Raw genomic sequence first — 26,570 nt, forward strand, 5'->3', positions numbered from 1 at the left:
ACTTTAATAAATCTTTTTGAGTAAGAGTTGGACAGAGACCCTGTTATTAAATTCATTTTTTGCGATGGTATAGCTACATGTAATTTTTTTATCTTCAGGCATTTCAAAAACAGTCCGAAATGCTATGAGTTCAATTGTTTTTCTTTGGTGAGGATACTGGCGCACTTCTATTTTTGAATGAGCTTTATCAGCACCTAAAAGTTTTATACTGACAACTTCAGCATTTTCAAGTAAAAATGAAGGGCGTGAATTGGCTTCACCGAAAGGCTCAAATGAGTCTAAAAGATCTAAGATCTCATTGTCTATTTCGTCTGTTGATAATATGCCGCTGAGTGATTCTTGGGGAATGAAGTCTTCTCTTGGTATAGATACGGCACTGGTATTGATGGCATCTCTAAATGTGTCAATCAATTCACTTTTTAGACCTAAACCGGCAGCCATTTTATGCCCACCGAATTTAGTTAACAAGTGTTCATTTTCTTTTATTAGTGCGTAAATATCGACGTTTCCGATACTTCTTGCACTTCCTTTTGCATTCTCACCTTCTATACTGAGTACTATTGCAGGTTTTGAGTAACGATCGACTAGTCTTGATGCAACAATACCAACAACACCTTCATGCCAACCTTCTGAGGCAACTACAATTACTTTATCGTCAGAATTTACCTGTTCAAGAGCCATTTGCGTCGTTTTGGCTTCAGTCTCTTTACGAAGTTCATTCAGTTTTCCAAGAAGTTCAAACTGATGATAGGCCTTAGATGTATTTTCAGCAGTATAGAATTCTAGTGCAATGGAGGCATCTTCAAGACGTCCCGCAGAATTGATGCGAGGTGCAATCATAAATCCTATATCTTCAGAACTTATCTGGGATTTATTTAAAAAATCTCTGATAATGATAGAAGAGGGACGAGATGAATGCATCATATAACGAAGCCCCTCTTTTACCAGTGTACGGTTAATATCAATCAGAGGCATTACATCGGCAATGATTGCAATTGCCAAAATGTCTAAAAACTGTCTCATGTCTATTTTAAGATCAAGTTCTCTTTTTACAAGTGCTAAAATGAGCCAAGCCAGTTGTGCACCGCAGATCTCTTTAAATGGGTACTGGCACTGAGGAAGTTTCGGATCAACGATCGCATAGGCATCTGGTAGATTTTCCGAAGGGGTATGATGATCGGTAATGATAAGATCTATGCCTCTTTCTTTGCAGATCTCTGCAGCTTCTATAGCCGTAATACCGTTATCGACAGTAAGTACAAGATCTGCGTCAACACGTTCCAAAATCTTAGGGCTTACCCCGTAACCGTCTGTAAACCTGTTTGGAATAATAGCTTCAAGAGGGTAAGGAATTTGTCTGAAAAAGTCCACCATAATGGCAGTAGAACTTACACCATCAACATCATAGTCGCCGACTAACACTATCTTCTGGTTTGTTAGTATTGCCTCAGCTATTCTTTTTGCGGCTTTTTCACCGTTAAAAAGTAGTGCAGGATTTGGAATATGTGAAAGTTTTTTATCTTCTCCGTCAAATCTGCTTAAAAGCAGATTGTAGAGGTCTTGTTTTGAAAGAAATTGATTATTCTGATTTAAGAGCTGCATCAACAAACGCTAGAATCGAAGGGTTTGGAGTTTGTAGACGAGATGTGAATTCAGGGTGGAACTGCACACCTAAGAACCATGGATGATCTTTTACTTCAACAGCTTCGATAAGACCGTTTGATTCTCCGGTTACGATCATTCCAGCAGCTTCAAGCGCATCTCTATATGTAGGGTTTGCCTCATATCTGTGACGGTGTCTCTCATAAATTGTTTTTTCACCGTTATATGCTTCTCTTAGAAGTGAACCCTCTTTTGTATCACAAGGGTATTCTCCAAGACGAAGAGTTCCACCCATCGGTGATTGGTGTGTACGAAGCTGCATACCACCACTTTGATCTAAGAAATTGTCAATTAGATAGATCATAGGATGCGTTGTTTCTTCATTAAATTCTACAGAATTTGCATCTTCATAACCTAGAACATTTCTAGCATACTCTACAAGTGTGAGCTGCATACCAAGACAAATACCAAGATATGGTACTTTGTTTACACGTGCATAGTTGATTGCCTGAATTTTTCCTTCAACACCGCGATTACCGAAACCACCTGCAACTAAAACACCGTCACAATCAGCTAACAATGCTTCTGCACCTTTTTCTTCGATCTCTTCAGAATCAACCCAGCAGATCTCAACACGACTGTCTAAGTGTGCACCTGCATGGATAAGTGCTTCGATAAGAGACTTGTAAGACTCTTTAAGTGCAAGGTATTTTCCGACAAAACCGATAACCACTTTTCCTTTTGGTTGTACGATTTTCTTAACAAGGTTATCCCACTCTTCCATATCAGGTTCAAGCTCACCTAGTTCGAGTTCTTTTGCGATTGGTTTTAAGATGTTTTGTCTTAAAAAGCTCATCGGAACATCATAAATAGATGCAGCATCAAGTGCTTCTACAACACTGTCAGCATGGACATCACAGCTCATTGCAAGTTTTTTCTTGAATGTTTTAGGAAGTGCATTTTCACTTCTAGCGATAATCATCTGTGGAGTGATACCGATACGGCGAAGCTCTTGAACAGAGTGTTGTGTAGGTTTCGATTTTAATTCACCTGCAGCTTTTATAAATGGGATCAGTGTTACATGGATAAAGAAAGTTCCTGCAACCTCGTCATCATGTTTCATTTGACGGATCGCTTCCATAAACGGTAAACCTTCAATGTCTCCAACTGTTCCACCAAGCTCAACAACTAAAATGTCATGCCCTTCACCGGCAGCTTTGATACGGCTAACAATTTCACCAACGATGTGAGGAATTACTTGAATAGTCTGTCCTAAATATCCACCTGCACGCTCACGCTCAATTACAGTTGAATAAACCTGACCCGTTGTAAAGTTTGAAGTTTTTAAATATGACGTATCTAAAAATCTTTCGTAGTTTCCAATATCTAAGTCGGTTTCAGCTCCATCTTTTGTTACGAATACTTCACCGTGCTCTAAAGGAGACATAGTCCCAGGGTCAACGTTAATATATGGATCTATTTTTAACATACCCACTTTTTTACCAGCATGTTTTAAAAGTGTACCAATACTTGCCGCTGTGATCCCTTTACCAAGAGAACTTAAAACCCCGCCGGTAACAAAAATGTATTTAGTCATATAAAAATCTCCACATATTTATAAATATAAACGTGATTATATACTATAATCACTTATTAAATTATGAAAGTTTGGCATGGAAAATACACTTCTTTATATTATTATCGCTTTAGGGATATCGATAGTTCTCAATATATTTCTAAAAAAGATAGGAATATCCCAGATAATAGGGTACATTTTAACGGGAACGCTCATTGTATATCTTTTTGATCTAAGAGATGCCAGTCACTCCCATGAATTAGAACTTATAGGCGAATTTGGAATTGTATTTTTGATGTTTACGATAGGGCTAGAGATCTCTTTGGGTAAAATGAATAGTATGCGTCAACAGATCTTTGGTAACGGTTTTTTACAGGTAGGTCTTACTTCCGTTTTATTTTATTTTATCGCACATTATGTTTTTAATGTTGCTTCTACTCCGTCTTTACTTATAGCTCTTGCATTTTCCCTTTCATCTACGGCTGTGGTACTAAGCTATTTAAAAAGTTCAAAAGAGATTTATAGACCTTACGGGCAAAATGCTACTGGAATTTTGATTTTTCAAGATATAGCGGTCATCCCTATCTTAATCTTAATCGGTTTTTTAACAACTGAAGGTGATGAAGGTGTCGCAACTATTCTTTGGCATACATTGACAAGTGCCGTCGTAGTAGTGGGACTTTTGTTTATAGTGGGTAAACGTCTGGTTTCATGGCTACTTCATTTCTCAGCTTCTTCGGAATTGGATGAGCTGTTTATGGGAAGTGTTCTCTTTATTGTTGTAGGTGCTTCACTGTTTGCTTCGGCAATGGGATTTACATATTCACTTGGGGCATTTGTTGTGGGGATGATTATTGCTGAGACAAGATATCATCATAAAGTAGAGGCTGATATTGCTCCTTTTAAAGATCTTCTTCTAGGAACTTTCTTCGTTACTGTAGGTATGAAGATAGACGTAATGCTTTTTGTTGATAATATAGGTTCAATTCTTTTACTCTTTTTACTGGTATTTATTTTCAAAAGTATAATAGTTTTCGGTGTTTTAAAACTCAGCAATAATGTACCGACTTCTTTAAAAGCAGCACTTTCATTATCACAAGTCGGAGAGTTCTCTTTTGTTATCTTTGCACTGGCTACAAGCGGTGGTTTGCTTGATCCTAAACTTTCTATGTTTTTAGTGCTAATCGTAATTTTTTCTATGATGATTACACCTTTTTTTATCTCTAAAATTAATGATTTTGTAAACAGTATTGTCAAAGAACAGTTTGTGCAGACAGACTTTTCAACATTAAAAGGGAAACAAAATCATGTAATTGTTTGTGGATATGGTGTAGTAGGTAAGTTTGTTGCACAGCAGCTTGAAGAGTTAGGGATAGATTTTGTAGTTATAGATAACTCTAACAAACATGTTATAAAAGCATTAAAGCACGGTAGAGATGCTTACTTAGGGGATGCTTCAAAAACAAGCATTTTAGATGCATTACATATAGACAAAGCGGCTGCCATTATTGTCACACTTGATAATGTAGAGAAAAAATATAATATTTGTGAAGCAGTACTAGAACATTCAAAAGATGCGAATGTAGTTGTTAAAGCGACTACCTTAGCAGAACAGGCAAAACTTTCTCATTTACCTATCACATCTATAGTAGATGGAAAAGTTGAGGTAGCACGTGTATTAGTTGATAGAATGATAACGTGTCAGCTTGAAACAAAGTAGCAGGACGACGCAAGAAACTTTTTAGTTTCCGCGGCTTCCAGGTTTAATAGCTTCACTTCCATCTTTACATAATGGACAATTGTCCGGTGAATACATCTCAAATGTAAAGTCAGCTAATGCAAAGAATGGGATATCTTGAGGTAATTTACAGTTTGGCTGTGTTTCAACATCACTACCTTCTCTATGACAAAAACCACGATTTGCCAGTGCAGCAACACCAACGATTTCACCACCAAGCTCTTTTACAACAGCTGCAGCTTCCATAGCTGATCCACCAGTTGTAATGATATCTTCACACATTAAAACTTTTTCACCTTTGCTTACTTCAAAACCACGACGGATTGACATTTCTCCGTTTACACGTTCAGCAAAAATATAACGCACATCTAAAGCTTGTGCTAAAGCATATCCTGCGATAAGTCCGCCAAGAGCAGGTGCACATACAGTGTCGATCTCTAAACCGCTTGCTTTAATCTGTTTAGCAAGTTCAGTCGCTAACATTGTAGCTGTTTTAGGATCTTCTAAAACTTTTGCAGATTGAAGGTAGTATTGTGAATGGTTTCCAGAACTAAGTTTAAAGTGACCCTCTAATAGAGCGTTTGCATCCATATAAATTTGTTTGATATCCATAGGTCTTCCTATATTTATGATGTAGTAAAAGCACCAAAGGTGCGTGGGTTCTCCGCAGAGGGAGAACCAAGCGTTAGCGTAGACAAAGAGAATAATTTCTTTGGCGTGATTAAACTTTTAAAATCTCTGCTTCTCTGTCTTTTAAGATAGTGTCGATCTCTGCGATGAATTTATCAGTTAGTTTTTGGATATTGTCTTGAGCAGATTTAGAATCATCTTGAGTGATCTCTTTATCTTTTTCAAGTTTTTTTACTTTGTCATTTGCATCACGTCTGTCGTTTCTTACTGAAACTTTCGCTTTTTCACCCATACCTTTCATTTGTTTAACAGTATCTTGTCTTTGTTCAACTGTCATTGGTGGGAAGAAAAGTTTAATTTGTTCACCGTCGTTATTAGGATTAACACCGATGTTTGCAGCTGCAATAGCAGATTCGATATCACCTAAAAGGTTTTTTTCCCATGGATTTACTACGATAGTCGTAGCATCTGTAGCAATCACTGAACCAACTTGATCAAGTGGTGTCGGTGTCCCATAGTAATCAATTTTAATGTGATCAAGAACGGCAGTATTTACTTTACCCGTTCTTAATGTTTTAAACTCTTTGAGCATGTGCTCGATGCTTGACTTCATCTTCTTTTCGCAAGTGTCAAAAATCTCGTTTGTCATGATGCGCTCCTCTATTTTGTAGTATTTGTTTCAACTTTTACTGCCGGAGCAGCTACTGCTGTGTTCTCAACAATCTCATCAACGACTGAAGATTCTGCAGCTTTTGAATACATGTAACCTAGTGCAATAGTGTTTACAACAAATAAAAAACCGATAATAAACGTTGTTTTTGCTAAGAAACTGTTTGGACCTTTTGCTCCAAAAACAGAGTCGTTTGAACCACTGTACGCACCAAGACCTATACTTGAGCTTTTTTGTAATAATACTGCGATTGTTATAATAACTACTAAAACAATCTGTACAATAAGTAAAAGGCTAGTTGTCATGTCATATTTTCCTAAATAAAAAGTGGCGAATTATAGCGAAAAAAAGCTGTATTATCAAATGGCCCTTTTTTTACAGTTTATAAAAAACTAAGATTAGATACTATAAACTGATATTTCACAAGAAAAAACAATTTTCGTATTCTTGTATAAACTTTTACGAAATATAAAAGGCTTTGCATGAAATTGCATTCCTACGATATAAATAAGAACTATGAAACAAGTGTTGCTTACTTCTCCATGGAGTTTGCTGTTGATCAAGCTTTAAAAATATATTCCGGTGGTTTAGGCTTTTTAGCCGGATCTCATATGCGTNCTAAATAAAAAGTGGCGAATTATAGCGAAAAAAAGCTGTATTATCAAATGGCCCTTTTTTTACAGTTTATAAAAAACTAAGATTAGATACTATAAACTGATATTTCACAAGAAAAAACAATTTTCGTATTCTTGTATAAACTTTTACGAAATATAAAAGGCTTTGCATGAAATTGCATTCCTACGATATAAATAAGAACTATGAAACAAGTGTTGCTTACTTCTCCATGGAGTTTGCTGTTGATCAAGCTTTAAAAATATATTCCGGTGGTTTAGGCTTTTTAGCCGGATCTCATATGCGTAGCGCTTATGACCTGAAACAAAACATTATAGGGATAGGAATATTATGGAGTTTTGGCTACTATGATCAGGGAAGAAATGAAGACAGGACATTAAAACCCAATTATTTAAGAAAATTTTATTATTTCTTGGAAGAGCTGGAGTACAAAACTACTGTACGGATAGAAAACAATGATGTAGTAATAAAAGCTTTTTTAGTCCATCCGGAAGTTTTTGGAACCGCACCTATTATCTTACTCTCTACCGATATTGATGAAAATGATTACCTTTCTAGAACTATTACACATAAACTTTACGATTCCAATGAAAGAACACGGATAGCACAAGAGATTGTTCTAGGTATAGGAGGATTAAAAATCCTTGAAGCTATGAATCGAAAAGTAGATGTTTATCATATGAACGAAGGGCATTCCCTGCCACTTACTTATGAATTGTATACACGTTTAAAAGATATACAAAAAGTGAAAGAGCATGTTGTATTTACAACTCATACTCCAGAAGCAGCCGGAAATGAATCTCATAGATTTGATTTTTTATATGAGATGGGTTTTTTTAGTTCCCTTACAAAAGATGAAGTACATTCTCTTTGTCATTGTCATAAAGAAAAACTGAACCTTACCGTAGAGGCACTGAGATACTCTAAACGTGCCAATGCCGTTTCAAAAATCCATAAAAAAGTTGCACAAAATATGTGGAAAGAGATTACTGACAGCTGTGAAATAATCTCAATTACTAATGCACAAAATAAAAAATACTGGACTGATAAAACACTTATTCGTGCCCTTGATGAGCATGAAGATTATGAGCTGCAAGCCCGAAAAAAGCACCTTAAAAAAATTCTTTTTGATGAAGTTGCGGATCAGTCAGGCAAGATGTTTGATCCCGATGTTTTTACAATTGTATGGGCTAGACGTTTTGCAGAGTATAAAAGGCCGGGACTTTTAAAGTACGATTTTGCAAGATTTCAAAAATTGCTTGAAAACACTCAAATGCCTGTACAAATTATATGGGCCGGAAAACCTTACCCGACCGATAGCGGAGCAATCAGTCTTTTTAATGAACTGATCTATATGAGTCATAAATATAAAAATATTGCCGTGTTAATCGGATATGAACTCAGTCTTTCAAGATTACTCAAACAAGGAAGCGATCTTTGGCTTAACACTCCGCGTATTACTAGGGAAGCGAGTGGAACAAGTGGTATGAGTGCAAGTATGAACGGTTCGGTCCATTTTTCTATCGATGATGGATGGCATCCAGAATTTGCACGAGATCGAAGAAATTCTTTTACTATTCCGGCAGTTGAACACTCTTTAAGTCATGATGAACAAGACAAGATTGACAATAAAAATATGATGGATATTTTAGAACAGAAGATTCTTCCTACATACTATGAAAATCCGAAAAAATGGACAAAAATTATGAAAAATGCGATGACTGAAATTGATTTGGAATTTGACTCCACCAGAATGGTCAAAGAATATTATGAGCTGCTTTATGAATATAAAATACAAGAAAGAAAGGAAAATTAGATGAAAGCTGTTGTGATGGCCGGAGGATTTGGTACAAGAATTCAACCTTTGACAAACTCTAAACCAAAACCAATGTTGCCTATAATGAACAAACCGATGATGGAGCATACGATGATGATGCTCAAAAAAATCGGCATAACAGAATTTATCGTATTGTTGTATTTTAAGCCTGAGATTATAAAAGAGTATTTTAAAGACGGGAGTGATTTTGGGATCAAAATTACTTATGTACTTCCTGATGAAGATTACGGGACAGCAGGAGCTGTCAAACTTGCACAAGAGTATATAGGGAATGAGAACTTTATCGTAATCAGTGGCGATCTCGTAACCGATTTTGATTTTAGAAATCTTTTTGCTTTTCATAAAGAGAAAAAATCAAAACTCTCTATTGGACTAACTTCTGTAGACAATCCTTTGCAGTTTGGAGTGGTGATTGTCAATGAAGAAGGTATTATTGAAAAATTTTTAGAAAAACCAAGCTGGGGGGAGGTGTTCTCCGATACTATCAATACAGGAATTTATGTTGTTGAACCCGAGATTTTGGAGTATATACCGAAAAACGAGAATTTTGATTTTGCAAAAGACCTTTTTCCTTTATTGATGAAGCATGAGGTTGAGCTTATGGGATGCAACTTAAGCGGTTATTGGCGAGATGTAGGAAATCCAGAGAGTTATCGCGAGGTGTATGAGGATATCTTTGCCAAGCGTATTGATTTTCCATTGTATGGGCACAAAGAAAGTTTTCCAGACGGTGTGTTGTATTCGGAAAAACCATATCATCTGGACAAATCTATTGAGATTACAGGGACAGTTGTTTTAGGCAAAAAGGTGACTCTAAACAATGGTGTAAAACTTTATAATAGCGTAATAGCAGATAATGTTGTAATTGATGCGGAAGCTAAGATTAGAAATAGTGTGATCTGGGAGAATGTTTTTATCGGGAAAAAAACAAAACTTGATAACACTGTAATTTGTAATGACAATAGTATAGGAAAAAACGTCACTGTAAAAGCTGGACTCATTTTGGCTGAAGGGTGTGAAATTGGAGAGTTAAGCTCTTTTGAACGAGATATTACTGTTTGGCCGGATAAAAAGATCGAAGCGGCCTCTATAGTGAGCCATAATATAGTTTTAGGTAGTAGGTACAAAAATTCTATTTTTGAAAACGGAAGTGTGATGGGTACAAGCAATGTGGAACTCTCTTGTGATATGGCGACAAAACTTGCTGAAGCATTTGCTTCACAGTTACCTGTTGGTTCAACAGTAGTAGTTGGAAGAGATGATGATAAAAACTCACGTATGCTTAAACGTGCTTTTTTAGGAGGACTTCTTTCTGCCGGTGTACATGTACATGATCTTAAAAGCATACCGCAGCCACTGTTGCGCTTTACTTTGGCAAAAAATTCACAATATGTAGCCGGTGCACAGTTTAAACGCTGTATTAATGATCCGAGAAACTCTGAGATTACACTGTTTGACGAACATGCTGTACGTATTAATACTTCAGCTGCAAAGGTGATAGAAAAAGCATTTTTTACTGAGAAGTTTAGACGGGTTGAACATGAAAGTATCGGGGAGATCTTTGAGAGTCATTATTGTGAAGAGTGTATACAGTATAAAAACAGTATTGAGGAGTGTTTGGACCAAGTAGGCAGCCGACAAAGTAATCTGCGAATTGCAGTTGACCTTATGCATGGAAATGCTGCAAAAGTTTTTCCTACTATTTTAAATGAGATGGGAATAGAAAATATTGTACTTAATTCCTACTATGATGAGCAAAAGCTCTCAAATTTTGTCGTCATGAAAAAACGCTCTACTGAGAATATGTCGAAAATTGTGCAGAGTTTAGGATACGATATTGGAGTATTGATCGCTCCAAATGCTCAAACAATCACTTTTATTACAGATCGTGGGGAGGTACTCAACAAGATTAAATCACTTCACTGTATTTTATATCTGTTGAGTGTTACTACTAAAGAAAATGAGAAGAAAAAGGTGTTTTTACCTACTTGGGCACCTGATGTACTGGAATTTGATAATTTGATTATCGAGAGAGGAAAATATACCGATTTTACCGTAGAGCAGTTAAAACGTTACGATTTTATCGCTACAGTTGACGGGAACTACACTTTTAGCGAATTCAACTATACGCGGGATGCTCTCTTTGCAATTTTAAAGATTCTTGAACTTCTTAATGCCAGTGGTTTGAAACTCTCTGAGGTAGCCAAAGAGATCGATTATTTTTACTATAAAACGACAAAAGTAGAGTGCCCGCAATCTTTAAAAGCAAAGATGATGAGAAAATTTTTAGAGAGTGCTAAAGGAAAAAAATCTTCCCATTTGGACGGGGTGAAAATCTGGGAAAACGATACGGACTGGATTTTGATGATTCCTCACCAATACGGAGAATATTTAAATCTTTATATTCAAGCCAAAGACGATGTTGTCGGGGAAAATCTATTTAAACAGTATAAAGAAAAAATGGCAGACTGGATCGCCCAATAGGATAATACAATGAAGTTGAGTTTTTTATGGCATATGCACCAGCCGGACTATACAGATGCAACAGGTGTTATGCAACTGCCGTGGGTGTTTTTGCATGCTATAAAAGACTATTATGACATGCCTTGGATGGTAGAGGGAAAAGAGGGAATAAAAGCGACCTTTAATATCACCCCTTCACTTATAAAGCAGTTGCAACTCTATGCAAACGATCTGCGTAAATACGATAAGTTTTTAACGCTTTTACACAGTGAAACGGCAAAGTTGCAAGATGACGAAAAAGTTTGGATCGTGAAAATATGTAAAAGTTCTAATTATGAAACTATGATTAAACCGGTCAAGCGCTATAAAGAACTTTATGCACAGTATGATTATACCCACGCTGAACTGATTGAGCTGCAAGTTTTGTTCATTTTATCGTGGTGTGGGAACTATTTACGTCAAAATAGCGCTGTTATTCAAGAGTTACTGGAAAAACAAAGGGATTACAATGAACATGATAAAAAACTTCTCTTTGATGAGTTACAAAACTTTATGCAGGGACTTTTTGATTATTATAAAGCGTTGTATGCCAAAGGTTCTGTAAACTTCTCTACAACACCGCTTAATCATCCTATCTTACCATTGCTCCTTGATATGAATAATGCTTTAGATGCCCATCCTATGACAAATATTCCAAAAAATCATATTCCTTTGGAAGATGATGCTTTATTGCAAGTGCAAAGAGCTCAAGAAGTTTTTGAGGATATTTTTGGTTTTAAACCGAGCGGTTTTTGGCCGGCTGAAGGGGCGGTAGATCCAAAAAGCGTAGCACTTTGTTCTGCACAAGGAGTGGGATGGATCGCAACAGACGAGGCGATTCTTTTCAAGTCCTTGAACAAAACAGATAAAGGGGCACTTTATCATCCTTATATATATGATGGTATGAGGATTTTTTTTAGAGACCACTATTTAAGTGATCTCATCGGTTTTACCTATCGTCATAAAAATGCTGAGGAAGCGGCTTTAGATTTTGTTAAAGAGTTGCAAAAGATAGAGTCTCAAAACAGTGATCCGCTTGTTTGTGTTATATTAGATGCAGAAAATGCCTGGGAGTTTTATAAAACAAACGGATATGAATTTTTCCAAAGCCTGTATACAAAACTGCAATCCCTTTCATGGTGTCAGACAGTAACGATGGATGAGGTGTGTACGCTCCCTGCAAAAAAACTTGAACATTTAGTTTCTGGAAGTTGGATAAATGGTGAGTTTAACACGTGGGTTGGCGGCAGTGAAAAAACAAGAGGCTGGGAGCTTCTTTTTATGACAAAGCAAGATTATGAACATCATAAAAAGAACATGGATTCCAAAAACAAAGAGTTGATAACACAGCATTTTTTAGCAGCAGAGTGTTCAGACTGGTTCTGGTGGTATGGTGATGATCATTTCAGTGAGTACGAAGCGGAGTTTGATGAGTTGTTTAGAAATCATTTGATAACAATTTACGATCTTTTAGAGATAGCACCTCCTGCGGATCTTTATATACCGATTACACAACACAAAAGTACACAGGATTTTTGGTTACATCCAAAATCGGATATCTCTCCAGTTATTAACGGTAAGCATGATTCATTTTTTGAATGGATAGGTTGCGGGGTAGTAGATGAAACAAAAGTATTTTCTACAATGGATACTCAGCGAGGTCCTGTAAAAAAGATCTTTTATGGACAGGATAAGCATAAACTTTACTTCTCTTTTGCAGCAGATATGGAAATTTTGTGTGAAAGTGATAGTTTGGAAGTAATTATTGAGCCGGGAAATATTCACGGAAAAATTACACTGCCAAACGAGACAATTGTTATAGATGATGTAGAGATTTTTAGTGTGTGTGACGATCTTTTGGAGATGAGTATTGCAAAAGAGTATTTGTCTTCAAAAGAGATATTGATCCGCTTTGAGATCGAAAAAGCTGGCAAGGTAGTGCAGATATTGCCGAGTTTCGGGGAGCTTAAAATCAATATAGATGATGATTATTCCCACGAGTGGTTTGTATAGGTAAGTGTTATGAGACAAGTCAGTTTTCTTTTTGGCGTGCATATGCATCAACCGGTAGACAATTTCAGCGAGTGTATAGCAGAGGCTGTGCAGAAAAGTTATAAACCTTTTTTTGAAGTGATGATGCGCTATCCGGAGTTTAAGTTCTCTTTGCATTGTAGTGGCTGGCTGCTGAATGAGATCAGGAAAAAATATCCCGAACTGTTTGCAATAATGAAAACACTTACACAAAAAGGTTCGATAGAGTGGCTTACGGCAGGATATTATGAACCAGTATTAAGTTCTATCCCTTCAAAAGATCGAGTAGCGCAGATAAAAAAGTTAAACAGATTTTTAAAAAAACACTTTGGAATTCACCCAAAGGGGCTTTGGCTCACTGAACGGGTATGGGAGAGTGCTCTGATTCCGGATCTTGTAAAATGTGACATAGAGTATGTAATAGTGGATGATTACCACTTTTTAAGCAGTGGATTTGCAGCTGATAATCTTGATGGATACTATACAACCGAAGAGAGTGGTTTAGAGTGTGCTCTTTTCCCTATCTCTAAGCCACTTCGTTACAATCTTCCTTTCTCCAATGTTGAAAAAGCGATCGATACTGTAATGCAATATGCAAACAGGAATGGGTCGGCTGCTATTTTTTTTGATGATGCAGAGAAATTCGGCTTGTGGCCACACACTTTTGAATGGGTTTATGCAAAAGGGTGGCTGGAAAGTTTTGTACATCAGATATTAGACCAAAAGTTCATTAAAACACAACACTACACAGAGTATATGCAACAACAGCACTCTTTGGGAATAGCCTATCTGAATAATACCTCTTATTTTGAGATGGGAGAGTGGAGTTTAAAAAATGAGAATGTCAAAACTTTTAATGCCCTGCAAAAGTCTCTTGGCCAAGAGTATATGGAAAACAAAGGAATAGCATTTGTAAAAGGGGGGATATGGAAAAACTTTTTTGTGAAATATCCAGAGAGCAATTATCTCCACAAACGGATGTTATGGCTTAGCAAACAAAGCAGCAGTTTCTCCGCTGTACAAAAAGAAGCTTTATATAAACTCCAAACAAATGATGTTTTTTGGCACGGTGTTTTTGGCGGGATCTATTTGCCGAATTTACGTGATAATGCCTATAAATATCTTTTAGAAATTGAAAGAGGGTTTGAACGAAAAGAGAGGGAGCTTTTAGATATTAACAAGGACGGATACCAAGAGTTGAAAGTGAGAACAAGTGAACTTTCCTTAGTATTTTCCTTAAAAGAGGGGGGAGCTCTTATGGAGTTTGGCTCTTTTGATACACTTTTTAACTGGCAAAACACGCTGATGAGAAAAGAGGAGAATTATCATTGTCAGCCTGAACTTTTGGAACATACGAAAGAGATAGAGTCCATCCACGATGCAGTGCTCTTGGATGAGGTGCTGAAAAAAGAGCTTGTATTTGACTCTATCCCCCGATACTCTTTTATCGATTGTTTCTCAGAAACTCCTTTTGTATTAAAGCATTTGAAAGAGGGGATTCAAAAGATACAAACACTTCAAAGCCCTGCTGAATGTAAGTTACAAAAGGGTAATATATTGTTTCTTACACAAGGGAGTGTTTTTGAGCATACAGAGGTGCAGATAGAAAAAAGATACAGGGTAAAACAAAAAGCGCTTCATCTTGATCTACAACTTCTTAGCAGATCACAAGAGCATCTATATTATGCTTTGGAGTTTAATCTCCATTTTGCCCATCTGCTCACACTTACACTTAACGGGGAAAAAATAGTTGACGGGTTCAGCCAAAAAAATTGCATGGAGATTGTATTGTATGATGATTTTACAAACAAATCAGTGCGTTTGCGAAGTGACAGGGAGTGTGACGTGCACGCATATTTAGCAAGCAGTATTGCCAAAAGTGAAAGTGGATATGATAAAACACCCCAGCAGATAACACTGTTCTTTAGCTTCTCCTTGGAACAAAAGTTGGACTTGCATGTGAGCTTGGAGATATGCGATGTCTGAGATAAGACTAGACAGAATTGCCAATCAGTATGTGATTATAGCTCCTGAAAGGCTTCGAAGACCAAATAGCATAACAGCCTCGAAACCTCTTGAAAATAGACAAAGTAACTGTCCTTTTTGTGAAGGGAATGAACATCTGACTCCAAAAGAGATCTTTGCCCTGCGTAAAAACGAGCCCGATATGTCTGGTTGGAAGACACGGGTTGTGCCAAACCTTTACAAAGCGGTACAGATAGAAGAAAGTGAAAGTTCAAAGCGTGACGGAATGTTTGAATCAGTTCCTGGACTTGGAGCACACGAGATAGTTATAGATACCCCTTGTCACTCATGTAATATAGAAGACCTTGATGAGAGTGATGTACAAAACTGGATCAAAACAATCGTAGCCAGAATAGAGGATCTTCAAAAAGACAAACGCTTGGTTTATATAAGCGTTTTTAAAAATGTAGGTCAAGAAGCAGGTGCTTCGCAGCAACATCCACATACTCAAATTATTGCCTTGCCCGTGATGCCAAAAGATGCAATCTATTTTTTGAGTAGAAATATGCTCTACTATCAAAGACACGGAAGAGGGATTGTTGAAGATATTTTACACAATGAGATTTTATTTAAAAAACGGCTTGTTACACAAACACAAAATTTTGTCGCTTTTTGTCCGTTTGCAAGCAGTTATCCTTTTGAAGTGATGATTGCTCCCCAACGTAATATCATATCGTTACAGAGAAGTGGTAAAAAAGAGATTGAGGAGCTGGGAATTTTAGTAAAATCGATTTTTACAAAGTTAGCAAAACAGTTAGGCTCTTTTGATTATAATTTGGCATTTATGCAAGCTCCTCTTAATCAAAATTTTGAAAATGAAAGTTATATCTCCCTTTTAGAACAAAATTTCCGTTTTACTCTACGAATAATTCCTAGGATCTATAATGTCGGAGGCTTTGAACTCTCCAGTGGCATGGCTATTAATTGTATGGAGCCTGAAGAGTGTGCAAGATTATTGCGAGGGGAGGAGATATGAAGGTATTATTCGCTGCCAGTGAGCTACTTCCTTACGTAAAAACCGGAGGACTTGCAGATGTTGCAGATGCACTTCCAAGAGCACTAAAAAAATATATGGACATCTCTGTCGTGATTCCATTATACGGGTTTTTAGAGATAGAAAGCCTCCAAGAGTTTGATCGTTTTGAACTTGAACTGGGCGGTATTTTATACAGTATTGAAATTTATTTTACCTTACAAGAGGGTTTGAGTGTTTATTTTATAAAAGCACCTCTTTTAAGTACTACGAAACACCTTTACGGTTATAACGATATTGATTATGCAAATAATGATCTACGTTTTGGAATCTTTAGTGCAGCTATTGTAGAGTTGTCTTTAAAGCTAAAGATTGATCTTCTTCATCTCAATGACTGGCATACTGCTTTAGCAGCACTTTTTATAGATCAGAGATCATTAAATATAAAAACTGTTTTTACTATCCATAATCTTGCCTATCAGGGGATATTTTCAAAAGAATCGTGCGAAAGGTTGGGGATTGATCCGAGTTACTTTAATATGGATGCCTTAGAGTTTTATGGACAGCTGAATTCTATGAAAGGAGGGATCGCATATTCTGATGCCGTGACAACGGTAAGTCCAAGTTATGCACAAGAGATTCTTACAGACGAGTTTGGATGTGGACTGGAAGGGTTCTTAAGCTACCATGATGACAAGTTAAGCGGTATATTAAACGGAATCAATACGAAAGTTTTTGATCCTGCAAATGATCCTTATCTTCAAGAGTGTTACAATAGTACGACGTTGGAGAATAAACATGAAAATAAAGTGGCTTTTTTAAAAACATCTAAACTCAAAGATCCAAGAAAAACATTATTTGTAGTGATTTCAAGATTGGTCGAGCAAAAGGGGATGGAGCTGTTGATAAAAGTTCTGCCGGATATGTTAGAGAAAAAGATTAATGTTTTTGTTTTAGGTGAAGGGGAAGAACTCTATACGAGCAAGCTAAATACATTGGCATCTAAGTACTCAAACTTTGACTTTCAAAACTCATACGATGAGGTGCTTTCCCATAAAGTGTATGCAGCGGCAGACTTTTTTGTGATGCCCTCTTTGTTTGAGCCTTGTGGCTTGGCACAGATGATTGCAATGCGGTATGGGACTATTCCTATTGTTCACGCAATAGGGGGTTTAAAAGACAGTGTTCATGAAGAAAAAAACAGATGCGGCAGAGGTATTGTGTTTGAAAAGTACACAAAAAAAGAGTTCTCAAAGGCGATAGAACGGGCTTTAAAACTTAAAAGAGATTCTGAAGCTTTTAAAGAAGCAGTGGTTTTTAATATGGAATGTGATTTTTCCTTTGAAACAGGAGCGAAGAGTTATATGAAACTGTATGAGAGTTTGTTTTGAAGCTGTGTATAGATGCTGGAGGAACATATTTCCGTTATGCTCTTTTTGAAGGAAAACAGGAGATCTCTTCAGGCAGTGATAAGTGCAACGGCATCGGCTTTATTCCTTGGATCGAAAAGTTGTTGCAAAGATATAAAGATGTAAAAACAATAGCTGTGGGATATGCAGGACAAGTAAAAAAGGGGATTATTCTCGGTGCTCCGAATATAGAAGTTACAGAACCAAACATAAAAAACTATTTTCAAAGCAGATACGATGTAGAGTTTTTGATACAAAATGATCTCTCCTGTGCTGTTTTAGCAGAAGCAAACTATTTTCAGACAGGGGAAATATGTGCACTGTATGTAGGAAGTGGACTTGGATTAGGGGTAATCACTAACGGAAGTTTGTTAAAAGGGAATAACGCGTTAGCTGGTGAGTTGGGGCATATACCCTATAAAAAAGTCCCATTTGTTTGCGGGTGTGGTAAAGATAACTGCATAGAGCTTTTTGCTTCTGGTTCTGGGTTTATAAAGTTTAAACGTTATTTGCAAATTGATGAAGACCTAACACTTCAAGAGCTAAGAGACTCTACACTCATAGAGCACACAGAGTTATACAAGGAGTTTGAAGAGGCTCTTTTACATGCAGTTGGAGTGGTGATAACTCTTTTTAATCCGGAGATTTTGGTTTTAGGAGGAGGGATCATTGCAGATGATGAGACTATTTTTGAAACGGTTACAACACGCTATAAAGAGTTTAGCATGCCGCAAAGTACGCAAGGGCTGCGTATTGTTAAAACAAAATTACAAAACGCAGTGCTGCAAGGTGCATCTCTTTTAAAGGAGGACCAATGAAACGAAAACTGAAAATCCTTTTTGCTGCTTCTGAAGCAGTTCCCTATGCAAAAACTGGCGGTTTGGCAGATGTGGCAGGAGTGCTCCCTAAAGCAATTGAGAGACTTGGTCATGAGATCATCCTTGTACTGCCGAGATATTACAAGATCGATAAAGCAAATCTTATAAAACTAGATACACCTCTTGGGGTACCTATGGGAAGTATGGGTGAGCTATGGGCTGCAGTCTACAAAACCACTTTGCCCCAAAGCAGTGTGCAGGTTTATTTTATTGATCATGAAAACTATTTTGGCAGGGCCGGTTTTTATGAAGACGATAACCGTTCATACGAAGACAACGGTGAGCGTTTTGTATTCTTTTCAAAAGCGGTATTACAGTTGTGTAAGATACTTCACTTTACTCCGGATATTATCCATGCTAACGATTGGCATACTGCATTGTTACCTATTTTGTCAAAAACCCGTTTCGTACATGATTTTGCTTATGCCAAAACAGTATTTACAATCCATAATATGCAGCATCAGGGGATTTTTCATAAAGGATTAATGGAACTCTTGGAGATTGGCTGGGAACATTTTAATGCACATGAGCTAGAAAGTTTCAATCATATTAATATGTTAAAAGGGGGTGTGATGCATGCTGATGCAGTAACAACCGTCTCGAAACGTTACGCTCAAGAGATACAGACATCGGAGTTTGGATTTGGATTAGATGGACATCTTTGGGCTCATAAGGAAAAGATCTTTGGAATTTTAAACGGTGTAGATTATGATGAATGGAATCCTTCAAAAGACACTTATATAGCGGAAACTTTTGATCGTGATCAAATGGAAGGAAAAACAGCATGCAAACGTGCGATTCAGAAGCATTTTAATTTAGAGCAGCGTGATGATGTAGCTTTAATCGGTTTTGTTGGTCGTTTTGCAGAACAAAAAGGGATAGGACTCATTGCAAGCGCTATCAACGGGATTTTAGACCATGATGTACAGATTGTTATGCTTGGAACTGGTGAGAAGTGGGCAGAAGGTTTTTTCTCCGGTGTCGCACACCATAGAGAAAATTTCGGTTTGCATGTAGGGTACAGTGAAGCGCTTGCACACCAGATAGAAGCAGGGTGTGATATGTTCTTAATGCCTTCATTCTTTGAGCCCTGTGGATTGAACCAGATCTACAGTTTACGTTACGGTACTCTGCCGATAGTTCGTGCAACAGGGGGACTGGATGATACTATAGTGAATTTCGACGAGCATCATCGCCACGGCAACGGCTTTAAGTTTTATGATGCTACTTCTGAAGCGCTCTATTACACTGTTATCTGGGCTATAAATATATATTACAATGACAAAGAGGCTTTTTTAGATATGCAACAGAGAGCTATGCAGGAACATTTTAGCTGGGATGATGCAGCTAAGGAGTACGAAGCAGTTTACAACTACATTTTAGACCCAGAAAATTATGAGAGACCAAAGCAATGAAATATGAAACTTTTTACGATGTAAGTTTTTTTAGCGAGTTTGATATTTATCTTTTTAAAGAGGGTACACATACAAAACTCTATAACCATTTTGGTGCACACTCTTATATAAGAAATGATCAAAAAGGTGTCTATTTCGCTGTGTGGGCACCTAATGCAAAAGGTGTTTTTCTTATAGCTGATTTTAATAACTTCAATAATCAAACACATCCGTTAAAAATGCGCCAAGACGGTTCGGGAATCTGGGAAGTGTTTGTTAGTGATGTTAGTATTGAAACACTTTATAAATACTATATCGATTCCGATAATCTACAAGTAAACAAAGAAAAAGCTGATCCCTTTGCTTTTTTTGCCGAAGTTGCTCCAAAGTCCGCATCAAAAGTTTGGAATCTTAACGATTTTTCCTGGAATGATGCTATGTGGATGAAAAAACGTAAAAAACAGAACTCCCATAAAGCACCCATAAGTATTTATGAGATCCATTTGGGTTCCTGGAGGAGAAAAGTTGAAGAAGATAATTGTTTTTTAAATTATACGGAAGCTGCGAATGAACTTGCATATTATATAAAAGAACTTGGTTTTACACATGTGGAATTGCTTCCGATTACGGAATATCCATTTGATGGCTCGTGGGGATATCAGGTAACCGGTTATTTTGCTCCAACTGCCAGATACGGTACCCCTGAACAGTTCAAAGAATTTGTAAATATTATGCACAATCACAATATCGGCGTAATTTTGGACTGGGTCCCTTCCCATTTTGTGACTGACGGACATGGGCTTATCACTTTTGACGGTACATGTTTGTATGAGCATCAGGATCCTAGAAAAGGGTATCATCCGGAATGGGGAAGTGCAATTTTCAACTATGATCGAAATGAAGTACGCGCATTTTTGGTAAGTTCCGCCTTGTTTTGGCTTGATAAATACCATCTTGACGGCATAAGAGTAGATGCAGTTGCTTCAATGTTGTATCTTGATTATGCGAGAGAGGATGGAGAATGGGTGCCAAATGAGGATGGTAGTAATATAAACAAGGGAGCCGTAGAGTTTTTACGTCATCTCAATACCAGTGCATACGCAGAGCACAAAGATATTATGATGTTTGCCGAGGAATCTACAAATTATCCGATGGTTAGCGGTGCCGTGAGTGATGGGGGACTTGGATTTGGGTATAAATGGAATATGGGATGGATGCATGATACGCTCAAATATATGAAAAACGATCCAGTCCATAGACAACATCATCATAAAAACCTCACTTTTAGTTTTGTCTATATGTATAATGAAAACTATGTTTTACCTTTGAGCCATGATGAAGTGGTACATATGAAAGGCTCTTTGATTAATAAGATGCCTGGAGAGTATCATAAAAAGTTTGCCAATCTTCGAGCACTTTATAGTTTAATGTATGCTCATCCAGGGAAAAAACTTCTTTTTATGGGAGGAGAGTTCGCCCAGTTTTCAGAGTGGAATTTCGCACAAAGTCTTGATTGGCACCTTTTAGAAAATAAAAATCATTCAGGGGTACAAAAACTTATCAAAACACTTAACACTCTTTATCAAAATGAACCCGGACTTTATAAAAATGATGTAGAGAGTAATGGTTTTGAATGGATTGATGAGAACGACTACACTGCAAATGTAATTGCCTTTATACGTAAAGGCAATACAAAAGAAAAACCGTTGATTATTGTATGTAATTTTTCCGATAAAGCACATGTAGGGTATATGCTTGGAATGCCAAAACGTGGAGAATACAAAGAGATTTTTAACTCTGAAAATGAATGTTTTGGAGGTAATGGAACTTTAAACAAAAGTGTTTTAAAAACAACAGCAAAAAGTTGCCACGGAAGAAAGAATATGATCAGCCTTAATTTGCCACCTTTAAGTGTACTCTATCTGCAAAAAACACCATAGAAACCTGATAGTAAAAATAAAAGAGGGTATAATTGCACAAAAATTCATATAAGGATGCGAAGTGAGAAATTTAAAGATAATATTGGCTTTATTGTCGCTTGTAGTTGTTATTACAATCATGACAACTGGTTCAAATAATGAAAAACTCTCTTCAAAGCCTCTTGTAACAACAAGTAATTTTGCGATCTACGATGTTTTAAAACATATCGGCGGTGACAAAATAGAACTAGTAAATATTTTACCGTTTGGTGTTGATCCTCACAGTTTTGAACCTACACCGAAGGGGATCGCAAAACTTGAAAAAAGTAAATTATTTTTTTACAGCGGAGCTATTTTAGAGCCATGGACTGAAAATATAAAATCAGAAGTTAAGTCGGTGGATGTTAGCCAATATGTGTCTCTTAAAGAGTTTGATGAAGAAGATGAACATCAGCATGAAGAGCATCATGAACATGATCACCACGGAGCTTATGATCCTCATTACTGGCTAGATGTAGACAACATGAAGCAAATAGCACAAGCTGTAACAGAAAAACTAAGCATACTTAATCCAAAAAACAAACATCTTTTTGAAAAAAATGAAAAAAATTATATTGCTAGTTTGGAAGAACTAGACAATCTTTATAAACAAAAATTACTCTCATGTAAACTAGATACAATTGTAGTTACACACAATGCTTTTGAATACTTGGCACAAAGATACGGATTTCAGGTTGAGTCATTAACGGGGCTGTCTACGGAAGAACAACCAAGTGCACAAGATGTCAAACGTATTTTTCAAGAAATTCAAGAGCGAAATATTCAAATGGTCTTTTTTGAAAACTTTTCAAGTCAAAAAAATATTCAAACTATTGCTGATGATTTAGGAATTAAAGTTGAAAACTTACAACCATTGGGCAATATCACGGCAGAAGAGCTTGACCAGAATCTAACTTATGTAGATATTATGAAAAACAATTTAGAAAAAATTGCTAAGGCTATGCAGTGCAATTAAAATTTAAAGTACCTATTTTAGATGTGAAAAACCTTTGTTTTTCAGTTTTAGGTCAGAAAATTTTAGAGAATACCACTTTTAATATATTTAGTGGTGAGTATATTGCGATCATAGGACCAAACGGAGGAGGAAAAACTACACTAATCCGATTATTACTCGGATTGGAAAAACCTACATCCGGAACAATAAAAATGTTTGGAAAAGATCAAAAGAAATTTAAAGAGTGGAATAAAATAGGTTATGTCCCTCAGCGTGCCTCATTAGTTGATCAAAATTTTCCTGCAACGGTAGAAGATATTGTAAAAATGGGAAGAGTCGCAAAAAGGAAATTGTTTTCTAGAACTACTGAAGAAGATGAGAAGCTTGTGAAAGATGCCATGGAAAAAATGGATATAACGCATTTAAAAGATAAGATGGTAGGTACTCTCTCAGGTGGGCAACGTCAGCGTGTAATGATTGCCCGTGCACTTGCATCTTCACCGGAAATTTTAATCCTAGATGAACCAAATACGGGTGTAGATGTAAAATCACAACAATCTTTTTATGCACTTTTGAGAAAACTCAATAAAGAAGATGGGATAACTATTTTATTTATTACTCATGATGTTGGTGTGATTGTAGATGATATAGGACGTCTTTTCACAATCAATCAAAAAGCAACTATCTGTAATAATCCGAAACAAGCACTCAGTTGTGAAGAGATGACTGAGCTTTACGGAATTGAAGCGCATCTGCTTCATGTACATAAGCACGAGCATTAGGATGAAAAAATGTTAGAGATGTTTGAATATGAATTTATGCAGCGTGCATTTATAGCTGGTATTTTTATAGCGGTATTGGCATCAGTGGGTGGAACTTTTGTCGTATTAAAGCGTTATTCACTTATTAGTGAAACATTGGCTCATTCCGCTTTAGTTGGAGTTGCAGTCGGTTTGGTTGCCGGATACAATCCGATGTGGATAGCAGTTATTGTATCAGTATTATTTGCATGGCTGATCGAATATTTGCGCAGTTCTTTTGCTTTATATTCAGATGCTATTTTATCGATTATATTATCGGGTGCTTTGGCACTGGCAGTGATTATTGTTTCTGTGGGTGGTTCTTTTAACAACTCTCTTTTTTCATATCTATTTGGATCTATTTTAGCGGTAACTACGGAAGATTTACTAACAATTCTGGCTTTTGGCACAGTAGCCTTAACATTTTTATTGCTATATGCTAAAGAACTTTATTTTATAGCTTACGATGAAGAGGTAGCAAAAACAAGTGGAATCGAAGTGAAAATGTTAAACTTCTTGCTTGTAAGTGTCATTGCAATTATTATTGCATTATCGATTCGTATAGTAGGTAGTTTACTTATCGGTGCGTTAATGGTTATTCCAGTTGTAGCTGCACTTCAGTACAGAGTTGGATTTAAACAGACTCTTTTACTCTCATTGGTATTTGCTGTTTTTAGTGTTATTTTTGGAATGATAGTTTCATATAACTTTTCATTACCTTCTGGAGCAACTATAGTTTTAAGTATAATCGCTATTTTTATTATTTCGTTAGTAGTCAATAAAAAATGAAAATAAACGAACAGTTTTCAAAATATGCTGCCCATTACGGTAGATATAATGTTATTCAAGAACAAGTCGCTACTACATTGCTCTCTCATGTTCACAATAAACCAAAGAGAATTCTGGATTTAGGATGTGGTAGCGGTGCACTTGTCAATAAGATTGATTGGGAATATGAACAGTTTACAGGTGTTGATTTTGCTCAAGGTATGCTGGATTTACATCCAAAATCAAAAAGTATAGAGTGTATATACGGAGATTTTAACGATCCAAAACTTTATGAACAACTGAGATTGAGAGATTTTGATTATATTCTCTCTTCATCTGCTTTGCAATGGACAAAAGATTTAAACCAAGTTATGGCAAACATCCAAGAGTTTAACGCACCTGTATCTTTAGCAATATTTACTTCAGGTACATTTGAAACTCTACATAAAACAGCATTTCTAAAGCCTCTTTTACGATCAAAAGAGGAAGTGTATGAATTACAGAAAAAACATTTTGATGCCAATTTTGAAGTGATGCAGTATAAGTTGGAATTTGAAAATACAAGAGATATGTTCCGTTATATTAAAAAAAGCGGTGTAAGTGGTTCAAGAAATGAGCTCTCTTATAAAGAAACAAAAGCTCTGATGAATGAATATCCTCTAAATTATTTGGAATTTGAAGTAGTATTTATTTACTCTTAGGCAAGAAGTATTTCTTTTTCAAGATTATAAAGCTCATAACGAATCGATTTAAACTTTTCACTCTCTTTTACATCTCCAAGCTTATAAAGCTCTTCTAGTACTCTTGAAGATTCCTGTGCACGTTTTAGGTTGGCAATGATAATAGCTTCTAAATCTGTACGTTGCTGTTCACTTGAAGTAGATGGGCGTAATACGTCATTGATACTATCACGGTATTGAAGTAGTTCTTTTGTATTTTCCGTAATTGCTTGATGTCGAAGAGATTTTAGTTTACGTGCTAGATCTTTATTATTTTCTTTGTAGCGTAGAATATCTTCTACAACGCGGATACCTTCTTTAAGGCGGTTAAGGTTGGCATCTATCACCCGAAGAAGTTCGGGTGATAAAGAGTTGTTATTCATCGTTTCCGAAGATACCAAATAGTTGTAATAATGCAGTAAAGATGTTTAGGAAATCAAGATAAAGTGCTATAGCACCGTCAATTGGAGTTTCATAAGCACCTTGCATAATGTTTTGAGTATCATAGATAACTAAGATACTAAATAACACTACAACAGCCCCACTGATAATAATGTGAAGCATTGGATTTCCAAGGAAAATATTTAAAATAGAAAAACCGATGATTACAAAAAGTGCAATCATTAATGGTTTACCATAACCTGTAAAATCTTTTGTAGACTTAATAGCAAAAAAGCTCATAGCACCAAATACAACAGCAGTCATAGCAAAAGCATTACCAATAATAGTCGCTCCGCCATTCATACCAAGTGTAACTGATAATAGTGGTGCTAACATAAGACCTGTCATAAATACAAATCCAAACATTACCGCTAAGTTAATTCCCGGTTTGTGTTTTACAAATTGCAAACCTATTAGAAGTCCAATTTCTAAAATGAAAAGTGGCCAGAACATTGAATGTATCGCACCTGCCAATGGGATACCAACATATGCACCAACAGCACCAGCCATCATAGAAGCTGCAAATAGTTTGTAAGTCTCTTTTACAAAAGATACAATTTGTGCTTCACTGCGATGAGTACTCTCATAAGTAAAAGCATTTTGCTCTCTAGCATAGTCACGATCGTAAAGACCCATAATTTATTCCTTTATATATCGAAATATGAATTTAATAAGAATTTTATAGCTAAAAGGTAAACGGGAAGCAACATATAGTTTGAAAGCATACATTATTATATATAAAGGGAATAATTTTGTAAAAGTTTAACTATTTATAACCAAAAGAAATTCCAAATGAAACATAAAAAAAAGAATTTTGAAATTTGTTCAAAAAACCCTTGACATTACTTTTAAAATCCCCTATAATTCCCGTCCACAAACGATGAGACCTTAAGAGTTTTAAGGAAGAGTTTGAGATCATTGAAAACTAAGCAAGCGAGAGCTTGAGATAATAACTAATAATACAACAACCGTCTATTAACTTTTAACAGTTAGTAGATAACTTTAAGATAAAGCCAATGATTTTTAAATCT

General features: G+C 36.4%; 21 protein-coding genes. 14 read left to right on the forward strand and 7 right to left on the reverse strand.

Features of this window, described 5'->3' with window-relative positions; translation table 11 throughout:
• Positions 1-3 precede the first annotated feature (3 nt).
• Positions 4-1,602 (reverse strand): single-stranded-DNA-specific exonuclease RecJ, encoded by a 1,599-nt coding sequence (gene recJ / locus P6N22_RS07485; protein ID WP_280331680.1) that lies wholly within the window; start codon positions 1,600-1,602, stop codon positions 4-6.
• The gene (locus P6N22_RS07490) at positions 1,580-3,199 is read right to left on the reverse strand and encodes a CTP synthase (protein WP_280331682.1); all 1,620 of its coding nucleotides are present in this window, start codon (positions 3,197-3,199) and stop codon (positions 1,580-1,582) included. The genes recJ and P6N22_RS07490 overlap by 23 nt, the downstream gene beginning before the upstream one ends.
• A gap of 76 nt (positions 3,200-3,275) precedes the next feature.
• Between P6N22_RS07490 and P6N22_RS07495 the strand changes: the two genes are divergently transcribed.
• Positions 3,276-4,898 carry a cation:proton antiporter gene (locus P6N22_RS07495; RefSeq protein ID WP_280331684.1) on the forward strand — a complete coding sequence of 541 codons (1,623 nt, stop codon included), beginning with the start codon at positions 3,276-3,278 and terminating at the stop codon, positions 4,896-4,898.
• 21 nt (positions 4,899-4,919) lie between these two features.
• Here P6N22_RS07495 and pyrE read toward each other — a convergent pair whose 3' ends face one another.
• The 3 genes from pyrE to secG all read right to left on the reverse strand — a co-directional run bounded on the left by pyrE (position 4,920) and on the right by secG (position 6,521).
• On the reverse strand, positions 4,920-5,528 hold the full coding sequence (gene pyrE / locus P6N22_RS07500) for an orotate phosphoribosyltransferase (RefSeq protein ID WP_280331685.1): 609 nt from the start codon (positions 5,526-5,528) through the stop codon (positions 4,920-4,922).
• Between the two features lie 109 nt (positions 5,529-5,637).
• Positions 5,638-6,195 (reverse strand): ribosome recycling factor, encoded by a 558-nt coding sequence (gene frr, locus P6N22_RS07505; protein WP_280331687.1) that lies wholly within the window; start codon positions 6,193-6,195, stop codon positions 5,638-5,640.
• Between the two features lie 11 nt (positions 6,196-6,206).
• Entirely contained in the window at positions 6,207-6,521 is a 315-nt protein-coding gene (secG, locus tag P6N22_RS07510) for a preprotein translocase subunit SecG (RefSeq protein WP_280331688.1), read from the reverse strand.
• Positions 6,522-7,000: 479 nt separating this feature from the next.
• Here secG and glgP point away from each other — a divergent pair, with 479 nt between their 5' ends.
• From glgP to P6N22_RS07575, 13 genes are all read left to right on the forward strand, one after another.
• The gene (glgP, locus tag P6N22_RS07515) at positions 7,001-8,665 is read left to right on the forward strand and encodes an alpha-glucan family phosphorylase (RefSeq protein ID WP_280331690.1); all 1,665 of its coding nucleotides are present in this window, start codon (positions 7,001-7,003) and stop codon (positions 8,663-8,665) included.
• The gene (locus P6N22_RS07520) at positions 8,666-11,170 is read left to right on the forward strand and encodes a sugar phosphate nucleotidyltransferase (RefSeq protein WP_280331692.1); all 2,505 of its coding nucleotides are present in this window, start codon (positions 8,666-8,668) and stop codon (positions 11,168-11,170) included.
• A 9-nt stretch (positions 11,171-11,179) separates the two neighbouring features.
• Positions 11,180-13,201, forward strand: a complete 2,022-nt coding sequence (locus tag P6N22_RS07525; RefSeq protein ID WP_280331693.1) for a glycoside hydrolase family 57 protein — start codon at positions 11,180-11,182, stop codon at positions 13,199-13,201.
• A 9-nt stretch (positions 13,202-13,210) separates the two neighbouring features.
• On the forward strand, positions 13,211-15,205 hold the full coding sequence (locus tag P6N22_RS07530) for an alpha-amylase/4-alpha-glucanotransferase domain-containing protein (RefSeq protein ID WP_280331695.1): 1,995 nt from the start codon (positions 13,211-13,213) through the stop codon (positions 15,203-15,205).
• Entirely contained in the window at positions 15,198-16,220 is a 1,023-nt protein-coding gene (gene galT, locus P6N22_RS07535) for a galactose-1-phosphate uridylyltransferase (RefSeq protein WP_280331696.1), read from the forward strand. The genes P6N22_RS07530 and galT overlap by 8 nt, the downstream gene beginning before the upstream one ends.
• On the forward strand, positions 16,217-17,608 hold the full coding sequence (locus P6N22_RS07540; RefSeq protein WP_280331698.1) for a glycogen synthase: 1,392 nt from the start codon (positions 16,217-16,219) through the stop codon (positions 17,606-17,608). Before galT ends, P6N22_RS07540 begins: the two co-directional genes overlap by 4 nt.
• Positions 17,605-18,444, forward strand: a complete 840-nt coding sequence (locus tag P6N22_RS07545; protein ID WP_280331699.1) for an ROK family protein — start codon at positions 17,605-17,607, stop codon at positions 18,442-18,444. The genes P6N22_RS07540 and P6N22_RS07545 overlap by 4 nt, the downstream gene beginning before the upstream one ends.
• Positions 18,441-19,919, forward strand: coding sequence for a glycogen synthase GlgA (gene glgA, locus P6N22_RS07550; protein ID WP_280331701.1), 1,479 nt, complete (start codon positions 18,441-18,443; stop codon positions 19,917-19,919). The genes P6N22_RS07545 and glgA overlap by 4 nt, the downstream gene beginning before the upstream one ends.
• Complete coding sequence (gene glgB, locus P6N22_RS07555; RefSeq protein ID WP_280331703.1) at positions 19,916-21,838, forward strand: 1,4-alpha-glucan branching protein GlgB; 1,923 nt, start codon at positions 19,916-19,918, stop codon at positions 21,836-21,838. The genes glgA and glgB overlap by 4 nt, the downstream gene beginning before the upstream one ends.
• Positions 21,839-21,920: 82 nt before the next feature.
• Entirely contained in the window at positions 21,921-22,832 is a 912-nt protein-coding gene (locus P6N22_RS07560) for a metal ABC transporter substrate-binding protein (protein ID WP_280331704.1), read from the forward strand.
• Positions 22,823-23,593 (forward strand): metal ABC transporter ATP-binding protein, encoded by a 771-nt coding sequence (locus P6N22_RS07565; RefSeq protein WP_280331706.1) that lies wholly within the window; start codon positions 22,823-22,825, stop codon positions 23,591-23,593. Before P6N22_RS07560 ends, P6N22_RS07565 begins: the two co-directional genes overlap by 10 nt.
• Positions 23,594-23,602: 9 nt before the next feature.
• Positions 23,603-24,400 (forward strand): metal ABC transporter permease, encoded by a 798-nt coding sequence (locus P6N22_RS07570; protein WP_280331707.1) that lies wholly within the window; start codon positions 23,603-23,605, stop codon positions 24,398-24,400.
• Positions 24,397-25,080, forward strand: coding sequence for a methyltransferase domain-containing protein (locus tag P6N22_RS07575; RefSeq protein WP_280331709.1), 684 nt, complete (start codon positions 24,397-24,399; stop codon positions 25,078-25,080). The genes P6N22_RS07570 and P6N22_RS07575 overlap by 4 nt, the downstream gene beginning before the upstream one ends.
• On the opposite strand, the gene P6N22_RS07580 is transcribed toward P6N22_RS07575, so the two are convergent.
• Both P6N22_RS07580 and P6N22_RS07585 read right to left on the reverse strand, forming a co-directional pair.
• The gene (locus P6N22_RS07580) at positions 25,077-25,481 is read right to left on the reverse strand and encodes a thiamine-phosphate pyrophosphorylase (protein ID WP_280331711.1); all 405 of its coding nucleotides are present in this window, start codon (positions 25,479-25,481) and stop codon (positions 25,077-25,079) included. The two genes, P6N22_RS07575 and P6N22_RS07580, sit on opposite strands and share 4 nt — an antisense overlap.
• Positions 25,474-26,175: a Bax inhibitor-1/YccA family protein gene (locus tag P6N22_RS07585; RefSeq protein ID WP_280331713.1), complete on the reverse strand. Its 702-nt coding sequence runs from the start codon at positions 26,173-26,175 to the stop codon at positions 25,474-25,476. The genes P6N22_RS07580 and P6N22_RS07585 overlap by 8 nt, the downstream gene beginning before the upstream one ends.
• Positions 26,176-26,570 lie beyond the last annotated feature (395 nt).

It is taken from the genome of Sulfurimonas sp. C5 (assembly GCF_029872055.1).
Taxonomy (GTDB): Bacteria; Campylobacterota; Campylobacteria; order Campylobacterales; family Sulfurimonadaceae; genus Sulfurimonas.

Bases quoted from the DNA above. Each gene is read 5' to 3' on its own strand.
- recJ (WP_280331680.1), bottom strand. From the start codon at position 1,602: ATGCAGCTCTTAAATCAGAATAATCAATTTCTTTCAAAACAAGACCTC.
- P6N22_RS07490 (WP_280331682.1), bottom strand. From the start codon at position 3,199: ATGACTAAATACATTTTTGTTACCGGCGGGGTTTTAAGTTCTCTTGGT.
- P6N22_RS07495 (WP_280331684.1), top strand. From the start codon at position 3,276: ATGGAAAATACACTTCTTTATATTATTATCGCTTTAGGGATATCGATA.
- pyrE (WP_280331685.1), bottom strand. From the start codon at position 5,528: ATGGATATCAAACAAATTTATATGGATGCAAACGCTCTATTAGAGGGT.
- frr (WP_280331687.1), bottom strand. From the start codon at position 6,195: ATGACAAACGAGATTTTTGACACTTGCGAAAAGAAGATGAAGTCAAGC.
- secG (WP_280331688.1), bottom strand. From the start codon at position 6,521: ATGACAACTAGCCTTTTACTTATTGTACAGATTGTTTTAGTAGTTATT.
- glgP (WP_280331690.1), top strand. From the start codon at position 7,001: ATGAAATTGCATTCCTACGATATAAATAAGAACTATGAAACAAGTGTT.
- P6N22_RS07520 (WP_280331692.1), top strand. From the start codon at position 8,666: ATGAAAGCTGTTGTGATGGCCGGAGGATTTGGTACAAGAATTCAACCT.
- P6N22_RS07525 (WP_280331693.1), top strand. From the start codon at position 11,180: ATGAAGTTGAGTTTTTTATGGCATATGCACCAGCCGGACTATACAGAT.
- P6N22_RS07530 (WP_280331695.1), top strand. From the start codon at position 13,211: ATGAGACAAGTCAGTTTTCTTTTTGGCGTGCATATGCATCAACCGGTA.
- galT (WP_280331696.1), top strand. From the start codon at position 15,198: ATGTCTGAGATAAGACTAGACAGAATTGCCAATCAGTATGTGATTATA.
- P6N22_RS07540 (WP_280331698.1), top strand. From the start codon at position 16,217: ATGAAGGTATTATTCGCTGCCAGTGAGCTACTTCCTTACGTAAAAACC.
- glgA (WP_280331701.1), top strand. From the start codon at position 18,441: ATGAAACGAAAACTGAAAATCCTTTTTGCTGCTTCTGAAGCAGTTCCC.
- glgB (WP_280331703.1), top strand. From the start codon at position 19,916: ATGAAATATGAAACTTTTTACGATGTAAGTTTTTTTAGCGAGTTTGAT.
- P6N22_RS07570 (WP_280331707.1), top strand. From the start codon at position 23,603: ATGTTAGAGATGTTTGAATATGAATTTATGCAGCGTGCATTTATAGCT.
- P6N22_RS07575 (WP_280331709.1), top strand. From the start codon at position 24,397: ATGAAAATAAACGAACAGTTTTCAAAATATGCTGCCCATTACGGTAGA.
- P6N22_RS07580 (WP_280331711.1), bottom strand. From the start codon at position 25,481: ATGAATAACAACTCTTTATCACCCGAACTTCTTCGGGTGATAGATGCC.
- P6N22_RS07585 (WP_280331713.1), bottom strand. From the start codon at position 26,175: ATGGGTCTTTACGATCGTGACTATGCTAGAGAGCAAAATGCTTTTACT.